Origin of the sequence: Streptomyces sp. NPDC087428, assembly GCF_044744085.1 — a bacterium.
Taxonomy (GTDB): Bacteria; Actinomycetota; Actinomycetes; order Streptomycetales; family Streptomycetaceae; genus Streptomyces.
Genome location: NZ_JBIUXR010000003.1, coordinates 335347 through 355421, shown reverse-complemented (window position 1 = coordinate 355421; position 20075 = coordinate 335347). Strand labels below are relative to the sequence as shown.

The window sequence follows — 20075 nt, the reverse complement described above, 5'->3', positions numbered from 1 at the left end:
GGTGGCGTGGATGCGGTGCGGGTGCGGGTGCGGGGACGCGGGGAAAACGAAGGCGCCGCGGCCGCCGTCCGGAGGGACGGCGGCCGCGACAGTGGAGCGACCGGCCGGCAGTGCGGTCGGATCAGGCCATCGCGCCGCCCGTCGCCTGACGGCGACGCAGCTTGTACGCGCCGACGCCGACGCCACCGAGCAGCAGCAGCGAACCGGCCGCCAGACCACTGCCGGTCACGGCCATCGCGCCACCACCGGTGTGCATGCCGCCGCTGGGCTTGTCCTTCTTCCAGCCCTCGTCGTCCGACTTGCCGCCCTCGTCGTTGCCGGGCTGCCATTCCTTGGCGACCGTCATCGACAGGGCGCCGCCGCCGGTGTGGACGCCGCCGCGGGGCTTCTCGTTGTCCTCGTCCTTGTACTTGCCGCCCTCGTCGTTGCCGGGCTGCCACTCCTTGGCGACCGTCATCGACAGCGCGCCGCCACCGGTGTGGACACCACCGTGGGGCTTGTCCTTCTTCCAGCCCTCGTCGTCCTTCCGGCCCTCGTCATCCGACTTGCCGTGCTCGTCGCGGTCGCCCGCCACTGCCTTGGCCAGGGCGCCGCCACCGGCGTGCATGCCGCCGCGGGGCTTCTCGTTGTCGTGGTCCTTGTACTTGCCGCCCTCGTCGGACTTCCCGTGGTCCTCGCTCCTGGAGGACGAGCCGCTGTCGTGCCCCCCGTCGTCGGAGACGGCGATGGCGTAGGCGGAGGGAGCGGTGACCGTGAGGACCGCCGTGACGGCGGCCGAAGCGAACAGTGTGCGGGCAGAGCGCATCTGAACACATTTCCTTTCGTCGCGACTGCGAGGAGTGACGGAATGCCGACTCGAAGTGGCGCAGTGGCTACGTGATCCACCGTCAGTCGGAACGCCGGGGCGCGCCATCGGAGAGCGCCGCATTGGAGCTACACCATGGGCTCATCGAGTGGCGGAGATCGGATAATCACCCGTTGGACGGCATGGCGCGCCGGGGCGAGGTTTGGACTTTTCCCGACCAGCCGTTCACTGACGGAATCTCACCGCGCCGGAATCGGGACCGGGCCCCGGTAAATGGGTTGCACCGCCGGCCGGCCCGCTGTTGTACTCGCCGCATCAGCCGACAGGACCAGGAGACCTCCATGCGCCGATCTCACATGTTCGTTCAGACGGGAATTCACACCGCCACTGAGAACATGGAGTTCCGTGCACACGCTGAATCTTGGCATTCTGGCGCATGTCGACGCCGGTAAGACGAGCCTGACGGAGCGGCTGCTCCACACGGCCGGAATCATCGACGAGCTCGGCCGCGTGGACGACGGGAACACGCAGACCGATTCCCTCGCGCTCGAACGGCGACGCGGCATCACGATCAAGTCCGCGGTCGTCTCGTTCGACATCGACGACGTCACCGTCAACCTGATCGACACCCCCGGTCACCCCGACTTCATCGCCGAGGTGGAACGGGTGCTGAGCGTGCTCGACGGCGCCGTGCTGGTCATCTCCGCCGTGGAGGGCGTACAGGCGCAGACCCGGGTCCTGATGCGGACGCTCCGGCGGCTGCGCATTCCGACGCTCGTCTTCGTGAACAAGGCCGACCGCGCCGGAGCCCGGTACGGGCAGGTGCTGCGGGAGATCGCGGAGAAGCTCACCCCGTACGCCGTCGCGATGGGACCGGCCGGCACCGGCCTCGGCACCCGCGACGCGCTCTGCCCGTCCTACGCGCCCGCCGACCACCGGCTCACCGGCCGGCTGACGGAGCTGCTCACCGAGCACGACGACGCCCTGCTGGCCGCGTACGTCGAGGGCGGGGAGTCGATCGCGCCCGCCCGCCTCCACCAGGAGCTGGCGGCGCAGACCGGCCGGGCGGTCGTCCACCCGGTGTACTTCGGCTCGGCCGCGACGGGCGCCGGAACCGCCGCGCTGACCAGCGGCATCAAGGAGCTGCTGCCCGCGGCGCAGGGCGATCCGGACGGCCCGGTGTCCGCCGCCGTGTTCAAGGTCGAACGCGGTCCGGCGGGCGAGAGCCTCGCGTACGTCCGGATGTTCTCGGGGACCGTACGGACCCGCGACCGGCTGCCGTTCGGACAGGGGCCGGCCGCGGCGGGCGAGGGCAAGGTGACCGGGATCGACGTCTTCGCGTACGGCTCGGCCATCCGCAGCGCATCGGCAGGGCCGGGGCGGATCGCGAAGCTCCGGGGACTCCCGGGCATCCGGATCGGCGATGCGGTGGGTGTCGTACGCAAAGCGGCGGAGCACCATTTCGCCCCGCCGACACTGGAATCCGTGGTGGTGCCCGCCCCGCCCGCCTCCAGGGGCGAACTGCACATGGCACTCGCGCGGCTCGCCGAACAGGATCCGCTGATCAATCTGCGTCAGGACGACGTCCGTAAGGAGGTGTCCGTCTCGCTCTACGGAGAAGTGCAGAAGGAGGTCATCGAGGCGACGCTCGCGGAGGAATTCGGTATCGACGTCGCCTTCCGCGAAACCACGACCATCTGTCTGGAAAGGCCGTCAGGCACCGGTGCCGCATTCGAGATCATCGGCAAGGACGGAAATCCCTTTCTCGCTACGGTCGGCCTGCGCGTCGATCCCGCGCCGGCCGGCAGCGGGGTGCGCTACCGGCTGGGGGTGGAGCTCGGCTCCATGCCGTACTCCCTGATGAGGGCGGTCGAGGAGACCGTGCACGAAACGCTCGGACAGGGCCTGTACGGATGGCAGGTGACCGACTGCACGGTCACCATGACGCACTCCGGCTACTGGCCGCGCCAGAGCCACGCGCACGGCACCTTCGACAAGTCCATGTCGAGCACGGCCGGGGACTTCCGCAATCTGACCCCGCTGGTCCTGATGGCCGCGCTCCAGCGGGCCGGCACCACGGTGTACGAGCCGATGCACCGGTTCCGGCTGGAACTCCCCGCGGACGCGCTCGGCCCGCTCCTGCCGGTTCTCGCCCACCTGACGGCCACCCCGGGTCCCCCGTCCGTGGACGGCGCCCGCTGCGTGCTGGAGGGGGAGATCCCGGCGGCCAGGGTGCACGAACTGCAGCAGCGGCTCCCGTCGCTGACCGGGGGCGAAGGCGTACTGGAATCCGCGTTCGCCTCCCACCGCGCGGTCATCGGCAGCCTCCCGCGGCGGTCCCGCACCGACCGCGACCCGCTCAACCGGAAGGAGTACCTGCTGCATACGGCGCTGAGGGGGCCGGGCCCGTCCGGCGACTGAGCACGCGGCCGGCCCGGCCCCCGCTCAGTTCAGGCGGGACCGGGCCGCCCGTGCGCTGCGCCGGACCGCCTCCGCGGCCGCAGGCTCGATGTCCGCGACCACGTCCGCGTACTCCTCCATCTCCGCCGCCCCGCGCAGGAACTCCCCGCTCCGGACCAGCAGCTGGGCCCGCTCGAACCGGAGCCGGGCCGGGTGCGACGGCAGCAGGAGGGAGAGCTCCACCGCCCACAGCGCCACGTCCGTCCGCTCCGGGCGGGCCGCCGCCCAGCCCCGGATGTTGTTCAGGATCCGCAGCAGGGTCTCCAGCGGCTGCGCGGGCACCAGCATCGACGCGTCGAGGGGCTCCCCGGTCGCGCCCGCCACCAGCAGTTCCGCGTCCTGGCCCGACAGCGGACGGCCACCGGCGAACGGATCGGCGAGCACCCGTTCCTCCGGCTCACCGAAACCGACCACGAAATGGCCCGGCAGCGCCACGCCGTACACCGGGGCGCCCGCCCGCCGGGCCACCTCGATCCACACCACCGACAGCAGGATCGGCAGCCCGCGCCGGCGCCGCAGCACCTCGTGCAGCAGCGAGGACTCAAGGCGCTGGTAGTCCGCCGACGAGCCCTCGAACCCGTACCGCTCACCGAGCAGTTCGGCCAGCGCGGAGGCCCAGGCCCGGCCGCCGCGCAGCCCGTACGGGAGCAGACCCGCGAGCCGGTCCAGCTCGATCTGCGCCGCGTCCGTACCGTTCGCGTCCAGTGCGGGATCAGCCTCCGCGCCCAGCAGCAGGCAGAGCAGCGCCAGGTCCGGCCGCTCGGCCCGCGCCTCCTCGGCGAACCGGCGGCGGATCTCTTCCCTGTCGTGCCTCTCGGGAGCCATCGCGCTACGCCGGCCGGAAGTGGTGGTAGCGGTGGTGGGTGGAGAACCCCATCCCGTCGTACAGCGCACGGGCGCCCTCGTTCTCCGCCTCGACCTGGAGCCAGGCCGCCGACGCGCCCTCGTCCATCGCCTGCCGGGCCAGCGCGGTCATCACAGTGGTGGCAAGGCCCCGGCGCCGGTGCTCCGGAGCCACCTCGACGGCCATGAAACCGGCCCACCGTCCGTCCACCACGCACCGCCCGATCGCGGCGGGCGCGGCGTCCCCGGCCTCGCCCGGGACGGTCGCGAACCACACCGAGGGACCGCTGCCCAGCACCGCCGTCACCTCGGGGCCCGGGGTCTCGAAGCGCTGGTAGCGGGAGAGCCACGCCGGGTCCGCCGTACGGCTCAGCCGCACCCGCGACACCTCGGCCGCCAGATCACCGATCGGGGCCAGCGCCGCGATCCGCACCTCCGCCGTCACCTCGCGCCGCCACCCGCGCTCCTCCAGCGCCGCGCACAGCTCCTCCTGGGCGCCCGCGGCGCCGGTCGCGGTCTGGACGTACGGCGTCAGCCCCCGGTCCGCGTACCACTGCCGGACCCGCGCGAGCGCGGCGTCGAGCGGAACGCCCGGATCGCCGAGCGGCAGTACGGAGTTGGCGCGCCGGGTGAACCCTCCGGCGGCGCGCAGCAGCCAGTCGCCGAGCGGCTCGCTCTCCACCGGCTGCCAGGCACGCGCGCACACCGCGGCGAGTTCACCGAAAGAGGCCGCCGGACCGCGCCGGCGGGGCGGCGCGGACGGTACGACCTTGCCCGCCACCAGGGACGATTCCACGATGCGGACGCAATCACCGCTCTTCGGTGTGACGGACAGCACACCGGTGTCCCACGATGTGAGAACACCAACCGTGTCAGTGAATTTCGGTCCCTGCGGACCCTCCTGGAGCAGGCGCCGGACCGAGACCCGTTTGCCCACGTCAGCAGGTGTGATCCGGATCTCCAGTCGTCCGCCGATGGTGAATTCCACAGCTCTGTCCGCCCCTCCTGTTCGGATCGTGCCCGGGAACGGAGATACTAGGTGCGGGCATCGACGACGCCGCGCTCCCGCGCGAGAGCCAACGCCCTACCGAGGAGGAACGACAGCGTGACCTACGTCATCGCGCAGCCTTGTGTCGACGTAAAGGACAAGGCCTGCATCGAAGAGTGCCCCGTCGACTGTATCTATGAGGGCCAGCGGTCCTTGTACATCCACCCGGACGAGTGCGTCGACTGTGGAGCCTGCGAGCCGGTGTGCCCGGTCGAGGCGATCTTCTACGAGGACGACACCCCGGAGGAGTGGAAGGACTACTACAAGGCGAACGTCGAGTTCTTCGACGACCTCGGCTCGCCGGGTGGTGCTTCCAAGCTGGGTCTGATCGAGCGCGACCACGCGTTCATCGCAGCGCTGCCGCCGCAGAACCAGTAGCAGCGTCCCGGCACGTGCGTCACCCCGGTCCCGTACGGCTCGTCACCGTGCGGGACCGAGGCGTTTGTGCACTCCCGCCGCCGTGTCCCGCGTCCGAACCGCGTACAGGAAAGCCCGAACCCCGTACAAGAAAGCAGAGATCCGTGTCCGCAGCAGTCTCCTCCCGCCTCCCGGTCTTCCCCTGGGACAGGCTCGCGCCCTACAAGTCGACGGCCGTGAGCCACCCGGACGGCATCGTGGACCTGTCCGTCGGCACGCCCGTCGACCCGGTGCCCGAGCTGATCCAGCAGGCGCTCGTCGCCGCCGCGGACAGCCCCGGCTATCCGACGGTGTGGGGGACGGCCGCGCTGCGCGACGCGCTGACCGGCTGGGTGGAGCGGCGGCTCGGCGCGGTCTCGGTGGCGCACGAGAACGTGCTGCCGGTCGTCGGCTCCAAGGAGCTGGTGGCCTGGCTGCCGACCCAGCTCGGCCTCGGCGCGGGCGACAGGGTCGCCTACCCGCGGCTCGCCTACCCGACGTACGAGGTCGGCGCCCGGCTCTGCGGCGCCGAGCCGGTCGCGTACGACGACCCGACCGAGCTGGACCCGGCCGGGCTCGGACTGCTCTGGCTCAACTCGCCGTCCAACCCGACCGGTCAGGTACTGGCCAAGGACGAGCTGACCCGGATCGTCGCCTGGGCGCGCGAGCACGACGTGCTGGTCCTCAGCGACGAGTGCTACCTGGAGCTGGGCTGGGAGGCCGAACCGGTCTCGGTGCTCCACCCCGACGTCTGCGGCGGTACGTACGAGGGCGTCGTCGCCGTCCACTCGCTCTCCAAGCGCTCCAACCTCGCCGGGTACCGGGCCGCGTTCGTCGCGGGCGACGCGGCCGTCCTGGCCGAGCTGCTGCTGATCCGCAAGCACGGCGGGATGATGACACCCGCACCGGTCCAGGCGGCGGCCGTCGCGGCGCTCGGCGACGACGCGCACGTGGCCGAGCAGCGCGCCAGGTACGCGGCCCGGCGGGCCGCCCTGCGGACGGCGCTGGAGGCCCACGGCTTCCGGATCGAGCACAGCGAGGCGAGCCTCTACCTGTGGGCGACCCGCGACGAGCCGTGCTGGGACACGGTGGCGTACCTGGCGGAGCTCGGCATCCTGGTGGCGCCGGGGGACTTCTACGGGCCGGCGGGCGACCGCTTCGTGCGTGTGGCGTTCACGGCCACGGACGAGCGGGTGGCGGCGGCGGTCAAGCGGCTGGGCTGAGCGGCTGCCGGGCGACCGCGGCCTGTTGTCCGGCGGCCTGTTGTCCGCGGCCGGGCGGGCCGCGTCCCGGCCCGTACGGGAACGGCCGAGGGCCTCGGGAGTGCGCACTCCCGAGGCCCTCGCGCGTTTCTGCCGCCGTGGTGCGGATCAGCCGATCGGCAGGCCCAGGCCGTCGGTGGGCAGGCCGCCCTTGGTGGCGTCGCCGAGGGCGCCGGTCGCCCCGCCGGTCGTCGCCTTGCCGACAGTCTTGGTGGCGGCGGGGGCGGCCTTGCCGGCCGTCTCGCCGAGGGTCTTGCTCGCCACCGGCAGCGTGGTCCCGACGACCTTGCCGCCGGTCTCGGCGCCCTGCTTGGACACGCCGTCGACCGTCTTGCCGAGACCGGCGCCGTCGAGGCTGGTGAGACCGCCGAGCTCCGGGGCCTGTGCGAGCTCCGCGGCACCCGCGGCGCCGGCCGCACCGACCAGGGGGGCCGCACTCGCCGCGATCAGCAGCGCGGTACGGACGATCCGACGGGTCAGGGGGAGGGACATGATGCTCCTTCGACGGGCTGGGAAATCTGTCTGTCCGTGGGCCGGACGCCATGACAACCGTCGTGGGGGCGGGGGAGGTTGCGGTGAAGCGACGTAAAGAGTCGGTAATGCGTCAGATAATCCGCAACGGAGGAACCCGGACGGACATCGCATTTCCCAATGACTCGATGAACCGTCACTTCCCTTTGTCCGCAAGGGAATTGCGTCATTCCGAAGGTGCCGCGCGAACCCCTGTGCGGGGGCCGCCCGGAGAATGCCCGGACCCCCTGTACGGGGGACCGGCCGCACTAACGCACGAAGCGCATACGGACCTCTGTTGTGCCCGATTTCTCGCTTTCCGTCCGCCAGCCCGATGCGGCGCCCCACACCCGGCCCGCGTACGCGACCTCGTCGATGCCCAGCACCTCGGACTGCGCGACCGCCCAGTGCGCGAGCTCCCAGCCGTGCTGCGGAGCGCCGCCCTCCCCGGACGCGCCCCCCGAAGGCACCGGCACGGAGAGCGAGCCCTGAGCCGTCGCGCCCGCCGTCGGGGTCCGGTTCTCCGCCGCGTCCACCGCCGGCAGCGCGTCCTTGCCGAAGGAACGGGTCAGCGCGGCCCGGACCTTCGAGACATCGCCGGTCCCGGCCGTGGACCGCGGCGGCGAACAGTTCAGCGCGGCCGGCGTCCGGCCGGTCAGCACGGCCGCCAGGAGTGCGGCGTCCGGCTCGTGCTTCGCGTACGCCTGCGGGAAACCGCTGCGCTGCACGCGCTGCGCGGCCACGGTCAGCGGCAGCCGCGAGTAGCCGGGCACCTCGGCCAGGTGCTGGTAGAACTTCCCGGCCGAGTACACCGGGTCCAGGATCTGCTTCCCGGTGCCCCAGCCCTGCGAAGGACGCTGCTGGAACAGGCCCAGGGAGTCCCGGTCGCCGTGGTCGAGGTTGCGCAGTCCGGACTCCTGGAGAGCGGTCGCCAGCGCGATGGTCACCGCGCGCTCCGGCATCCCGCGCGTCGTGCCGACGGCCGAGATCGTCGCGGCGTTCGCCGCCTGCTCCGGACTCAGCAGGTAGGTGCGCCCCTCACCGGACGAACCGTCCGCGGAGCGCACGGTGCACTGGTCGGAGCTCCTGTCGCCCGACAGGTACTGAGCGGTCAGATATCCGCCCAGGGCCACGAGCACGCCGAAGGCGGCCGCGACGCGCAGGCGGCGGCTGCGGCCGGTGTGTCGGCGGGCGGAGGATTCGGTCCGGGGCACGGGGCCACCGTACGCGAGGCACTAGGGTCGTAGCCATGGCCGAAAGCACCCTTGACCTCACACTGGACGGACCCGCGCTCACCGCCCGGCTCGTCGACTTCCCTTCGGTCAGCGGGGAGGAGAAGGACCTCGCGGACGCCGTCGAAACGGCGCTGCGCACCCTCCCGCACCTGACCGTCGACCGGCACGGCAACAACGTCGTCGCCAGGACGAACCTCGGCCGCGCCGAGCGCGTCGTGCTCGCCGGGCACATCGACACCGTGCCGATCGCCGACAACGTCCCGTCCCGGCTCGACGCCGACGGACTGCTGTGGGGCTGCGGGACCTCCGACATGAAGTCGGGCGTCGCCGTCCAGCTGAGGATCGCCGCGACGGTCCCCGAGCCCAACCGCGACCTCACGTTCGTCTTCTACGACAACGAAGAGGTCGCCGCGCACCTCAACGGCCTCGGACACATCGCAGAGGCCCACCCCGACTGGCTGGCGGCCGACTTCGCCGTCCTCCTGGAGGGCTCCAACGGTGAGGTCGAGGGCGGCTGCCAGGGCACGCTGCGCGTCCTCCTCCGTACGGAGGGCGAGCGGGCCCACTCCGCGCGCAGCTGGATGGGGGCCAACGCCGTCCACGGCGCCGCCCCGATCCTCGCCCGGCTCGCCACGTACGAGCCGCGCAAGCCGGTGATCGACGGACTCGAGTTCCACGAGGGCCTCAACGCCGTACGGATCGAGGGCGGCGTCGCCAACAACGTCATCCCCGACGCCTGCACCGTCGTCGTCAACTACCGCTACGCCCCCGACCTCGGCCCCGACGAGGCCCTGGCCCACGTCCACGAGGTCTTCGCCGGCTGCGGCGTCGCCGAATTCACCGTCGACGACCACTCCGGCGCGGCCATGCCCGGCCTCTCCCACCCGGCGGCCAAGGCGTTCATGGACGCGGTCGGCGGCACCGCCCGGCCCAAGTTCGGCTGGACGGACGTGTCGCGCTTCGGCTCGCTCGGCGTCCCCGCGGTGAACTACGGCCCCGGCGATCCGATCCTCGCCCACAAGCGCAACGAGCACGTGGCGGTCGAGCGGATCACCCACTGCGAGGAGCGGCTCCGCTCCTGGCTCACGACCTGACCTCCGGCATTCCCCTGCCCGTAACCTCCGGCGATCTACGCTGGCCTGAGACAGGGCGCCGCAGGGCGGCTCTGACGTCGTCGGAGGGAGCAGGTCATGGGCAACCCCGAGGGAGAACGGATTCCCGAGGAACAGCGACTCGGCCCGGTGCTGCGCCGCAGGGAGCAGGTGCAGCCCGGCACCACCGATCAGCGGCTGCTGGACTCCGAGGGTGACTCGGAGTGGGTGCACACCGACCCGTGGCGGGTGATGCGCATCCAGTCGGAGTTCGTCGAGGGGTTCGGCGCACTGGCCGAGCTGCCGAGCGCCATCAGCGTCTTCGGCTCGGCCCGCACACCGGCCGACGCACCGGAGTACGAGGCGGGCGTGCAGCTGGGCAGGGCGCTGGTCGAGGCGGGCTTCGCGGTGATCACCGGGGGCGGACCCGGAGCGATGGAGGCGGCGAACAAGGGGGCGCGGGAGGCCAAGGGGGTCTCGGTCGGCCTGGGCATCGAGCTGCCCTTCGAGTCCGGCCTCAACCCGCACGTCGACATCGGCGTCAACTTCCGCTACTTCTTCGTGCGCAAGACGATGTTCGTGAAGTACGCGCAGGGCTTCGTCGTACTGCCCGGCGGACTCGGAACGCTGGACGAGCTCTTCGAGGCGCTCACCCTCGTCCAGACGGGGAAGGTCACCCGCTTCCCGATCGTGCTGTTCGGCACGGCGTACTGGGGCGGCCTGGTCGACTGGCTGCGGGACACGGTGATCGCGCAGGGCAAGGCGTCCGCGAAGGACCTGCTGCTGTTCCACGTCACGGACGACGTGGACGAGGCCGTGGCCCTGGTGACCAAGGAGGTCGGCCGCTGAACAGCGGCCTCGCCGGAGACTGAGACGAGGGGCCGGGGCGGGGAACCCGCGCGCCGGGGGAGTCCCGCGCCCCGTCCCCGGTTACGCCAGCCCGCGCCGCGCCACGGCCGGTGCCCGGTGCCCGGCGATGGTCGCCACCATGTCCAGGACGTCCCGCGTCTCCGCCACCTCGTGCACCCGGTACACCCGCGCCCCCAGCCACGCGGACACGGCGGTCGTCGCCAACGTGCCGATCAGCCGTTCCTTCACCGGGCGGTCGAGCGTCTCGCCCACGAAGTCCTTGTTGGACAGCGAGACCAGCACCGGCCAGCCCGTCTCCGCCATCTCACCGAGCCGGCGCGTCGCCTCCAGCGAGTGGCGGGTGTTCTTCCCGAAGTCGTGACCCGGGTCGATCATGATGCCGTCCGGCCGGACCCCGAGTCCGACGGCCCGCTCGGCCAGCCCCACGGTCACCCGCAGGATGTCGGCCATCACGTCCTCGTACCCGATCCGGTGCGGCCGGGTCCGCGGCTCCGCGCCGCCCGCGTGCGTGCACACCAGTCCCGCCCCGTACCGCGCCGCTACCTCCGCGAGCTTCGGGTCGACGCCGCCCCACGCGTCGTTCAGCAGGTCGGCGCCGGCCTCGCAGACCGCCTCGCCGACGTCGTGGCGCCAGGTGTCGACGCTGATCACCACGTCCGGGTGGCGCCGGCGCACCTCGGCGACGAAGCCGACGGTCCGGCGGGCCTCCTCCTCGGCGGTGACCTCTTCACCGGGCCCCGCCTTCACCCCGCCGATGTCGATGATCGCGGCACCGTCCGCCACCGCCTGTTCGACGCGGGACAGCGCCGGCTCGTCACGGAAGGTCGCGCCCTGGTCGTAGAAGGAGTCCGGGGTGCGGTTCACGATCGCCATGATCACCGGCTCGTGCGCACCGAACTCGCGCCGCCCCAGCCTGAGCGCACCGCTTCGCATCCCGTGTCTCTCCCTGTGCGTCCCCGCGGCAGATCACCTGCCGAGTCCGACTGCGACCCTAGTGCCTCACCCGGCACGGTCTGCCCTCGTGCCGTCCGGCACGCACCACGGGGCGAACCTCGCCGGGTGAGGCACTCGCTGTCAGTGCCGCATGGCACGATCGGACCCGGACGAAATTCCGCTCCCGGGGAGATGCGCGTGTTCTGGTTCTTGCTGCTCGCGATGGTGGTGGTGGTTGCCGCGGTCACCCTCGTGGTGGTCGGCGGAGGGAGGAGCGCCATCCTTCAGGACGTGGCGCCCGAGCAGCTGACGGATCCGCTGCCCGCGACGCGCCCGGTCGGCCGCGCGGATGTCGAGGCGCTCCGGCTGCCCGTCACCGCCCGCGGCTACCGGATGACGGATGTCGACGAGGCGCTGGGCCGGCTCGGGGCCGAACTCGCCGAGCGGGACGCGCGGATCGCCGAGCTGGAGTCGGCGCTCGCCGGCGCACAGGCCACCAGGGCGGGCCGCCCCGACCTCCTCAAGGAGCCCCAGGACCGGCCTCAGGCGCCCTGGGAGGGCCCCTGGCAGGCAGCGCCGTGGCAGGGGGCGCAGGAGCAGCAGTCGCCGGGGAGCACGCCCCGGCCGGACGAGGAGGACGGGCGATGAGCGGCGGCGCCGAAGCCGCGGCGGACGGCGGCCTGCGCTGCCCGTGGGGCCTGTCCACCGAGGACTACCTCGCCTATCACGACACGGAATGGGGCCGCCCGGTCCACGGCGACGACGCCCTCTTCGAGCGGCTGTGCCTGGAGGCGTTCCAGTCCGGGCTGTCCTGGCTGACGATCCTGCGCCGCCGGGAAGGATTCCGCGGGGCGTTCGCCGGGTTCAGCATCCCCGCTGTGGCGAAGTTCACCGACGCGGACCGGGAGCGGCTGCTCGCCGACGCGGGCATCATCCGCAACCGCGCGAAGATCGACGCCACCCTGGCCAACGCCAAGGTGCTGGCCGGCTGGCGGAGCGGTGAGCTGGACGAGCTGATCTGGTCGTACGCCCCGGACCCGGCCACCCGGCCCGCCCCCCGCACCCTCGGGGACGTGCCGGCGGTGACCGCGGAGTCCACGGCGCTGTCCAAGGACCTCAAGAAGCGCGGACTGCGCTTCATCGGCCCCACCACCGCCTACGCCCTGATGCAGGCGTGCGGGCTGGTCGACGACCATCTCGCCGACTGCGTGGCACGCGGCACCGAGGCGTAGGGCCGCGGCGTCCGGGACAGGCCCTAACGCCCCAGGTACTTGGGCCGCTCCTTGTCGAGGAAGGCCTGCACCGCGATCGCGTGATCCTGCGACGCGCCCGCCCGCGTCTGGAGTTCGTCCTCCTTCTCCAGCGCCTCTTCGAGGGTGCGACCGGCCCCGTACGCGAGGGACTCCTTGAGCGCCGCGTAGGCCACCGTCGGGCCGTCCGCCAGGGCGCGGGCCACCGCGGCGGCCTCGGCGGCGAGATCGGCGCCGGGTACCAGTTTGTTCACGATCCCCAGGTCGTGGGCGTCCGCCGCGGAGATCGAGCGCGGGAAGAGCAGCAGGTCCGCGGCGCGGCTCTGGCCGATCAGCCGGGGCAGCGTCCAGGAGACGCCCGAGTCGGCCGTGAGCGCGACCCCGGCGAACGAGGTGTTGAACGACGCGGTGTCGGCGGCCACCCGGTAGTCGCAGGCCAGGGCGAACCCGAACCCGGCGCCGGCCGCGACCCCGTTGATCCCGGCGACAACGGGCTTCGGCATCCCGGTGATGGCCCGCACGATGGGGTTGTAGTGCTCCTGCACGGTGCTGAGCGCGTTGCCGCCGTCCTGCTCACGGGCTTCCGCCAGCTTGGCGACGTGCTCCTTGAGGTCCTGGCCGACACAGAAGGCGCGTCCGCCGGCCGCGGTGAGCAGCACCGCCCGCACGGCGGGATCGGCGGCGGCCGACGTCAGGGCGTCACGCAGCGCCACCTTGGTCGCGGTGTTCATCGCGTTCATCGCGTCGGGACGGTTGATCGTGATCGTTGCGAGCCCGTCGCTCACTTCGCAGAGCACGGCGTCGGCCATGTGGGGTCCCCTTTTGCGCCTCGTCCAAAGTCTGTCGAGGCAAGCATGGCCGACTTCGGCGAAGGCGAACATGTGACCTGCGTCTAACAATTCCGCCCCGATGGAGGGGTATGGGGGACGGAGTATCGCAGTCGGTTCGCCGAATTGGGTGGTTTTGAGCGAGCGCGTTGCGCAAGCGATGCAGAGCGATGTTGGTCATCGGGGTCTCTGATGCGGGATAATGGCCTGGAAGCAATGTGTTCGATGCCGGTGAGGCAGCGCCTGTCATGGGGCCGCCGGTTGCGATGAGCTGGTTTCAGGAAGGGGAACGAGCATGGCGGCCATGAAGCCGCGGACGGGCGACGGCCCGCTCGAGGTGACAAAGGAGGGGCGGGGCATCGTCATGCGCGTTCCGCTCGAAGGCGGCGGTCGGCTTGTCGTGGAGCTGACTCCGGACGAGGCCGATGCGCTGGGCGATGCCCTCAAGAAGGTCGTCGGCTGACGCAGAGGCGCCCACACTTCGCTACTGCCCGGCACGGATTCCGTGCCGGGCAGCAGTGCGTTCGGTGACAGGTCCTGGGAACAGGGTTCGGTGACGAGCGACGAGCGACGAGCGACAAGTGACAAGCGACACGTAGTGCGTGACACGTGACACGTGACACGTGACACGTGACACGTGACACGTGATGCGTGGGAAAGTGCGTGACGGCCGGGGAGGCGGGTCAGCCCCGCCGCACCGCGCAGAGCAGACCGTCGCCCACCGGCAGCAGCGTCGCCATCAGCTCCTGGCTCTCACGGACCGCGCGCAGCAGCTCGCGCAGGCGCAGCACCTCCGCGGGCTGGGGCGCGGAGTCGACCGTACGGCCGTCCGCGAAGACGCCCTCGAAGCACACAAGGCCGCCCGGACGCAGCAGGCGCAACGATTCGGCGAGGCAGTCGAGGCTCTCCATCCGGTCGCCGTCGCAGAAGACGAGGTCGTATCCGCCGTCCGCCAGCCGGGGCAGTACGTCCAGGGCGCGGCCGGGGATGAAGCGGGCCCGGTTGGCGGCGAAGCCGGCCGCCCGGAAGGCCTCACGGGCGAACTGCTGGCGCTCGGGTTCCGGGTCGACCGTGGTCAGCACGCCGTCGGGCCGCATGCCGTGCAGCAGATAGATGCCGGACACGCCCGTACCTGTGCCGATTTCGGCGACCGCCTTGGCGTCCGTCGTGGCAGCGAGCAGGCGCAGCGCTGCGCCGGTGCCTGGTGACACCGAGCGGAGTCCTGCGTCCCGAGCCCGGTCCCGGGCCCAGCGCAGTGCTTCGTCCTCGGCGACAAAGGCGTCGGCGAACGCCCAGCTCGTCTGCCGGTTGGCTGTGATGGCCCTCTCCTGTCCCCGTAGTTGGCGCAACGGTGACTGTATCCGCTGCACCCGGGAACCCGCAGATGGGACCGGGCGTTATGAGAGGACAGGGGAAAGCCCATGGATCGGGCCCGCGGATCGGGCCCGGGATCATGGACAGGCGGTTCCCGGGGCTGTCCCCGGCCCCAGCAGGAAAAAGGCTTATCCGGAGCTAACGGGCGAGGTGGCTATGGTAGGGGCTCCACTGGACACCACCAGAGCCGACAGGGGAGGTGCGGCTGCGCCTGTGGATCGGGGAGGAGTGCTGTGGCGCTTTCTCAGGTCGGCGGGTGAGCCGAAATCCGTGACCAACACCGCTGACCGTTCTTCCAACGACTCCGCAACGACTGCGACCTTCGCCTCGGATGCGCATTCCCAGGCGTGGACGCCGCCCTCATGGGAAGAGATCGTCAGCACGCACAGCGGTCGTGTCTACCGCCTTGCCTACCGACTGACGGGAAACCAGCACGACGCCGAGGACCTCACCCAGGAGGTCTTCGTCCGGGTCTTCCGTTCGTTGTCGACCTATACGCCCGGCACCTTCGAGGGCTGGCTGCACCGCATCACGACCAACCTGTTCCTGGACATGGTCCGTCGTAAGCAGCGGATCCGTTTCGACTCCCTGGGCGACGACGCGGCCGAGCGCCTCCCGAGCCGCGAGCCGTCGCCGCAGCAGGTTTTCAATGACACGCACTTCGACGCGGACGTCCAGCAGGCGCTGGACACCCTCGCGCCCGAATTCCGGGCGGCGGTCGTGCTCTGTGACATCGAGGGACTCTCGTACGAGGAGATCGCCGCGACACTCGGCGTGAAGCTCGGCACCGTGCGCAGCCGTATCCACCGCGGGCGCTCGCACCTGCGCAAGGCGCTGCAGCACCGTTCGCCCGAGGCCCGTGCCGAGCAGCGCTCGCTGACGGGTGTCCTCGCGGCAGGGGAGGGCGGAGCGTCGTGAGTGGCACAGGACCGACCTCCGCGGAACAGCACCTGGGGGACCGGCTCGCCGCGCTTGTCGACGGTGAGCTCAAACACGACGCCCGTGACCGGGTGCTCGCCCACCTCGCGACCTGTGCCAAGTGCAAGGCCGAGGCTGCCGCCCAGCGGCGCCTGAAGAGTGTCTTCGCCCAGTCGGCCCCGCCCTCTCCCTCCGAGGGCTTCCTTGCCCGCTTGCAGGGCCTTCCCGGCGGCCCGGGTGGTGACGACGACAGTCAGGGAAGACCGCTCGGCGGCTCAGGCCGTTTCGGTGACGGGATCTTCCCCGTGATGCAGCCTCCCGGCAGCCGGGCGGATTCGCCCGTCGGCGGCTCTGCGCTGGACGGCTTCGGCTACCTCCCGACCGTGCACGGTTCGGCGGCGGCCCTTCCGGTCGGCCCGGCCCGGCCCGCGTTCCGGATTCACGAGGTCAGCCGCGAGGCCGACCGTTCGCCGTGGCGGGGCCGCAGGTTCGCGTTCGCCGCCGCCAGTGCCGTCTCCCTGGCCGCCATCGCCCTGGGCGGTGCCCTCCCGACGGACGCCGGCCCCGATTCCCCGGCCCGAGCCGACGGCTCGGGCAGCAGCGTGACACCGCTGGACGCCGACGCGCGTGCGGAGAGCGGCGTCGGCGTCAGCCGGCGAAGTGGTGGCCACGGCGCGCTCGCGGCGCCTGGTATCGGCGACCGCCCGGTGTCCCTCGCCATGAACGCCGCGCCGTTGGCGTTCTCCTCCGCGTCCCCCCTGCTCGGCGCCGGCAGCCTCACCGGAAGCCGGTACGCGCTTCCCGTCCAGACCAATGTGTCCGCGCCTTCGCTGATACGTCCCGGCAGCACCAGCCCGCTGTTCGCCCAGGCCCTCGGCAGCGGACTTTCCACGGCTTCCCCGGAGCCGTCCCGGACCCCCACGTCGGCCGCCGGACTGCCGGTTCCCGCCAACCACGGACTGCCGCTCCTCCCTCGTCGCTGACGCGGGTCCGCGCAGGGCATACGTAAACCTGGTTGAATTCCGACAGGATTCCGGGAGGGACGCCCCCTGCGGGGCGTGCAGAGGCCAGTTGCGGCAGTTGCGGGGAGAGCATGGACGACGGGAAGCCCACCGAGCCGAAGGCGAAGTGGTGGAGCCGGCCCACGGCGGGGCGCAGTGCGAGCACAGCGCCTCAGGAGCCGTCGCCCGTCGAGGACGCGGTGCCCCTGGTGGACGCGCCCGCAGCGCGTGACGGGGCGGAACCGGAGCCGGAGGAGTCCGTGGCGGCCGAGGCCGTGCCGCGGGCCCCGCAGCCGCTCCACGAGCCCGATCAGTACAGCACCCCGCCCTACGGCGGCCCCGGTCCCTGGGCACCCGCGCCCCCCGTGCAGCATCCGGTCCCGACACCGGCGCACGGCACCCCCGTACCGCCGCCCCACGCGGGGACGAACGGCGCGGGGACGAACGGTGCGGGCATCACGACGGCCTCCGCGCCGCCCCCCGCCCCGCCGGCCGCCTTCCCGCCCCCGGCCCCCCTGCCACAGCAGCCCCAGGACAGGCAGCAGCCCCACCAGCAGCAGCCCCAACACGCCCAGCCGCAGCCGCAGTCCCAGCCCCACCAGTCCCAGCCCCACCAGTCCCAGCCCCACCAGTCCCAGTCCCACCAGTCCCAGCCCCCGTCGCCGCAGTGGCTCCAGTACGACCCCTGGGGCGCACCCCGGCAGCCCCTGATCACCAACCCCGGCCCCCCGCTCGGCTCCGACGCCGGCCGGCCGGGGAACCGGCGCGGGTCCGTCCTCGTCGGCGCGCTGCTCCTCGCGCTGGTAGCGGGCGGCATCGGCGGCGGGATCGGCGCGTACATAGAGCGCAACGGCGGCCTCACCCAGGTCGAACTGCCCCAGGACGAACGGAACGGCGGCGGCCGGGCTCCCGACAGCGTCGCCGGTATCGCGGCCAGCGCGCTGCCCAGCGTGGTCACCCTCCACGTCAGCGGCAGCAGCGAATCCGGCACCGGCACGGGCTTCGTCCTCGACAACAAGGGGCACATCCTCACCAACAACCACGTCGTCGCCCCCGCCGGTTCGTCCGGCGACATCACCGTGACGTTCAGCGGCGGCGAGACGGCGAGCGCCGAGGTCGTCGGCAAGGACAGCGGCTACGACCTGGCCGTGGTCAAGGTCAGCGGCGTCTCGGGACTCAAGCCGCTGCCCCTCGGCAACTCCGACAACGTGCAGGTCGGCGATCCGGTGGTGGCCATCGGGGCGCCGTTCGACCTGTCCAACACGGTCACCTCCGGCATCATCAGCGCCAAGGACCGGCCGATCACCGCGGGCGGCGAGAAGGGCGACGGCAGTGACGTCAGTTACGTCGACGCGCTGCAGACCGACGCCCCGATCAACCCGGGCAACTCCGGCGGCCCGCTGGTCGACACCGACGCACACGTCATCGGGATCAACAGCGCCATCCGCGCCGCGGACAGCGGCTCGACCACCGGGGGCGGCCAGGCCGGTTCCATAGGCCTCGGCTTCGCCATCCCGATCAACCAGGGCAAGCGCGTCGCAGAGGAGCTGATCAACACCGGGAAGGCCACTCACCCGGTGATCGGCGTCACGCTCGACATGAAGTACACGGGTGACGGAGCGAAGGTCGGGCAGAAGGACGCCGTCGGCAAGTCCTCCGTCACGCCGGACGGTCCCGGTGCCAAGGCCGGGATCGAGCCCGGTGACGTCATCACCGAGGTGGACGGGCAGCGGGTGCACAGCGGCGAGGAGCTGATCGTGAAGATCCGCGCGCACCGGCCGGGTGACCGGCTGGACCTCAGGCTGACCCGTGGTGGTAAAGACCTGTCCATGACTTTGACGCTCGGCTCGGCAACGGGCACGTGACGGCCACGGGAAGCTACCGCGCGGACAGCCCCGGCGGGTACCGTGGGCCCGGTCGAGACCTCATCCGACCTGGTCGCGGAGAACACGAGGAGCCGCAAGGTGTTCAATGACATAGGCCCACTCGAGCTGCTGACGCTCGTGATCATTGGCGTGCTCGTCTTCGGTCCGGAGAAGCTGCCCAAGGTCATCCAGGACGCCTCGCGCTTCATCCGCAAGATCCGTGAGTTCTCGGAGAGCGCCAAGGAGGACATCCGCACGGAGCTCGGCCCGGAGTTCAAGGACTTCGATTTCGAGGACCTCAACCCCAAGACGTTCGTCCGCAAGCAGCTCATGGACGGCAACGACGATCTGGGGCTGAAGGAGATCCGGGAGAGCTTCGACCTGCGCAAGGAGGTCGCCGAGGTCACCGATGCGGTCAATGGCCGCGAGACCTCGTCGGTGGAGGCGAAGAGCGGCGTGTCGGGCGGTTCCGCGATCACCGCGGCGAACGGCTCCGCGGGCGCTCCCGACCTGCTCAAGAAGCGTGAACAGCCCGCGAAGGACGACCACCCGCCGTTCGACGCAGACGCCACCTGACACCCGTCAATCCCGACTCGTCCGGACGGTATGGCTATTCTCCATCTGTCCGGTTGTGAGGACGCCCGAGGGGGGCGGGCCGCTCCGGACCCTACGGATCGAGGAGGCGGCCGGACAGATGGAGACAACGAGTCGGGTGGGCGCGGATGGTGCGCCGGACGCAGGCACGGCGGAGGGGGTGCCGACGGCCCGGCTCACGGTCGACGGCTATCTGCGGGCGCCGTTCCCCTGGTACGGACTTGACGAGGCCTTCACCGGGCCGCGCTGGCTGATGCAGGTGGGCACCGCCGCGGACGGCACGGTGCAGCACGGCTCCACCGGCCACGGTGACGAGCCCTCGGTCCGCAGTGACGCGGGCGAGGACAGACAGAGATTCGCGGTCGTCGTGACCGTGGCCAGCAGCCCCGTGCGGCGCAGCGGCGACGGCACGGGCGTCCTGGACGCGACGACGGTCTCCTCCGCGGCCTGGCTGGCCGGCTCGGGCCTGCTGGCCTACACCTGGCCCGCGCAGATGGACCACACGCTGCGGGACGACTGGCTGGACCAGCAGACGGAGACGGCCTTCGAGCTGGCCGACGATCTGGACGGCCCCGCGTGGTCGGCGCTGTCACTGCCGGTCGACGGCGTGCCGGTGGCCTTCCACTACCGCGAGTCCGAGTTCGGCTGGGTGCTGGCCGGGTCGGCGCACGGCGGGGTGCACATCGGGGCGTACGGGCGCGGCATGAGCGCGTACGGGCTGGGGTTCTCGGCAATCGGGGACATCACGTCGTACGCGTAGCCGTGGGCGGGCCGTGGGCTTCGCCCCCGGCCC

At 71.7% G+C, this 20075-nt stretch carries 21 protein-coding genes; 13 read left to right on the top strand and 8 right to left on the bottom strand.

The genetic code is table 11. From position 1 onward, the window contains the following. Positions 1–121: 121 nt before the first annotated feature. A complete protein-coding gene (locus ACIO3R_RS08940; protein WP_402104623.1) occupies positions 122–805 on the bottom strand; it encodes a hypothetical protein in 684 nt (227 codons plus the stop codon). A gap of 405 nt (positions 806–1210) precedes the next feature. Here ACIO3R_RS08940 and ACIO3R_RS08935 point away from each other — a divergent pair, with 405 nt between their 5' ends. Further along, a complete protein-coding gene (locus tag ACIO3R_RS08935; protein WP_402104620.1) occupies positions 1211–3226 on the top strand; it encodes a GTP-binding protein in 2016 nt (671 codons plus the stop codon). Between the two features lie 24 nt (positions 3227–3250). Here the strand turns inward: ACIO3R_RS08935 and ACIO3R_RS08930 are convergent, their stop codons facing one another. Continuing rightward, the gene (locus tag ACIO3R_RS08930) at positions 3251–4090 is read right to left on the bottom strand and encodes a transglutaminase-like domain-containing protein (RefSeq protein ID WP_385041406.1); all 840 of its coding nucleotides are present in this window, start codon (positions 4088–4090) and stop codon (positions 3251–3253) included. A gap of 4 nt (positions 4091–4094) precedes the next feature. Next, entirely contained in the window at positions 4095–5096 is a 1002-nt protein-coding gene (locus ACIO3R_RS08925) for a GNAT family N-acetyltransferase (RefSeq protein ID WP_385041409.1), read from the bottom strand. A gap of 117 nt (positions 5097–5213) precedes the next feature. Here ACIO3R_RS08925 and fdxA point away from each other — a divergent pair, with 117 nt between their 5' ends. Beyond that, entirely contained in the window at positions 5214–5534 is a 321-nt protein-coding gene (gene fdxA / locus ACIO3R_RS08920; protein ID WP_018956287.1) for a ferredoxin, read from the top strand. Positions 5535–5677: 143 nt separating this feature from the next. Then, positions 5678–6775 carry a succinyldiaminopimelate transaminase gene (gene dapC / locus ACIO3R_RS08915; protein ID WP_385041412.1) on the top strand — a complete coding sequence of 366 codons (1098 nt, stop codon included), beginning with the start codon at positions 5678–5680 and terminating at the stop codon, positions 6773–6775. A 147-nt stretch (positions 6776–6922) separates the two neighbouring features. Here the strand turns inward: dapC and ACIO3R_RS08910 are convergent, their stop codons facing one another. Together ACIO3R_RS08910 and ACIO3R_RS08905 are read right to left on the bottom strand one after the other, a co-directional pair. Then, complete coding sequence (locus ACIO3R_RS08910; RefSeq protein WP_385039899.1) at positions 6923–7306, bottom strand: ATP-binding protein; 384 nt, start codon at positions 7304–7306, stop codon at positions 6923–6925. Between the two features lie 287 nt (positions 7307–7593). Further along, positions 7594–8538, bottom strand: a complete 945-nt coding sequence (locus ACIO3R_RS08905; RefSeq protein ID WP_385039896.1) for a hypothetical protein — start codon at positions 8536–8538, stop codon at positions 7594–7596. Positions 8539–8573: 35 nt separating this feature from the next. Between ACIO3R_RS08905 and dapE the strand changes: the two genes are divergently transcribed. After that, positions 8574–9653 carry a succinyl-diaminopimelate desuccinylase gene (gene dapE / locus ACIO3R_RS08900; protein ID WP_385039892.1) on the top strand — a complete coding sequence of 360 codons (1080 nt, stop codon included), beginning with the start codon at positions 8574–8576 and terminating at the stop codon, positions 9651–9653. 96 nt (positions 9654–9749) lie between these two features. Next, positions 9750–10499 carry a TIGR00730 family Rossman fold protein gene (locus tag ACIO3R_RS08895; protein ID WP_363031472.1) on the top strand — a complete coding sequence of 250 codons (750 nt, stop codon included), beginning with the start codon at positions 9750–9752 and terminating at the stop codon, positions 10497–10499. A gap of 81 nt (positions 10500–10580) precedes the next feature. Here ACIO3R_RS08895 and folP read toward each other — a convergent pair whose 3' ends face one another. Next, positions 10581–11453 (bottom strand): dihydropteroate synthase, encoded by an 873-nt coding sequence (folP, locus tag ACIO3R_RS08890; RefSeq protein ID WP_363031471.1) that lies wholly within the window; start codon positions 11451–11453, stop codon positions 10581–10583. Positions 11454–11651: 198 nt separating this feature from the next. Here folP and ACIO3R_RS08885 point away from each other — a divergent pair, with 198 nt between their 5' ends. Together ACIO3R_RS08885 and ACIO3R_RS08880 are read left to right on the top strand one after the other, a co-directional pair. Then, positions 11652–12101: a hypothetical protein gene (locus ACIO3R_RS08885; RefSeq protein ID WP_385039888.1), complete on the top strand. Its 450-nt coding sequence runs from the start codon at positions 11652–11654 to the stop codon at positions 12099–12101. Next, entirely contained in the window at positions 12098–12685 is a 588-nt protein-coding gene (locus ACIO3R_RS08880; protein ID WP_385350888.1) for a DNA-3-methyladenine glycosylase I, read from the top strand. Before ACIO3R_RS08885 ends, ACIO3R_RS08880 begins: the two co-directional genes overlap by 4 nt. Positions 12686–12708: 23 nt before the next feature. On the opposite strand, the gene ACIO3R_RS08875 is transcribed toward ACIO3R_RS08880, so the two are convergent. Further along, entirely contained in the window at positions 12709–13512 is an 804-nt protein-coding gene (locus ACIO3R_RS08875) for an enoyl-CoA hydratase/isomerase family protein (RefSeq protein ID WP_385039882.1), read from the bottom strand. A 313-nt stretch (positions 13513–13825) separates the two neighbouring features. Here ACIO3R_RS08875 and ACIO3R_RS08870 point away from each other — a divergent pair, with 313 nt between their 5' ends. After that, entirely contained in the window at positions 13826–13993 is a 168-nt protein-coding gene (locus ACIO3R_RS08870; RefSeq protein ID WP_003966491.1) for a DUF3117 domain-containing protein, read from the top strand. 220 nt (positions 13994–14213) lie between these two features. Here the strand turns inward: ACIO3R_RS08870 and ACIO3R_RS08865 are convergent, their stop codons facing one another. Beyond that, positions 14214–14879 carry an O-methyltransferase gene (locus tag ACIO3R_RS08865; protein WP_123523731.1) on the bottom strand — a complete coding sequence of 222 codons (666 nt, stop codon included), beginning with the start codon at positions 14877–14879 and terminating at the stop codon, positions 14214–14216. A 181-nt stretch (positions 14880–15060) separates the two neighbouring features. Between ACIO3R_RS08865 and sigE the strand changes: the two genes are divergently transcribed. The 5 genes from sigE (at position 15061) to ACIO3R_RS08840 (ending at position 20042) form a co-directional block, all read left to right on the top strand. Continuing rightward, on the top strand, positions 15061–15822 hold the full coding sequence (gene sigE, locus ACIO3R_RS08860; protein ID WP_363031467.1) for an RNA polymerase sigma factor SigE: 762 nt from the start codon (positions 15061–15063) through the stop codon (positions 15820–15822). Beyond that, a complete protein-coding gene (locus ACIO3R_RS08855) occupies positions 15819–16805 on the top strand; it encodes a zf-HC2 domain-containing protein (protein WP_402104609.1) in 987 nt (328 codons plus the stop codon). The genes sigE and ACIO3R_RS08855 overlap by 4 nt, the downstream gene beginning before the upstream one ends. A gap of 110 nt (positions 16806–16915) precedes the next feature. Further along, positions 16916–18688, top strand: a complete 1773-nt coding sequence (locus tag ACIO3R_RS08850; RefSeq protein ID WP_402104606.1) for a trypsin-like peptidase domain-containing protein — start codon at positions 16916–16918, stop codon at positions 18686–18688. Between the two features lie 99 nt (positions 18689–18787). After that, positions 18788–19264 (top strand): sec-independent translocase, encoded by a 477-nt coding sequence (locus ACIO3R_RS08845; protein WP_363031464.1) that lies wholly within the window; start codon positions 18788–18790, stop codon positions 19262–19264. A 118-nt stretch (positions 19265–19382) separates the two neighbouring features. Beyond that, a complete protein-coding gene (locus ACIO3R_RS08840; protein ID WP_385039869.1) occupies positions 19383–20042 on the top strand; it encodes a hypothetical protein in 660 nt (219 codons plus the stop codon). The last annotated feature ends 33 nt before the right edge of the window (positions 20043–20075 follow it).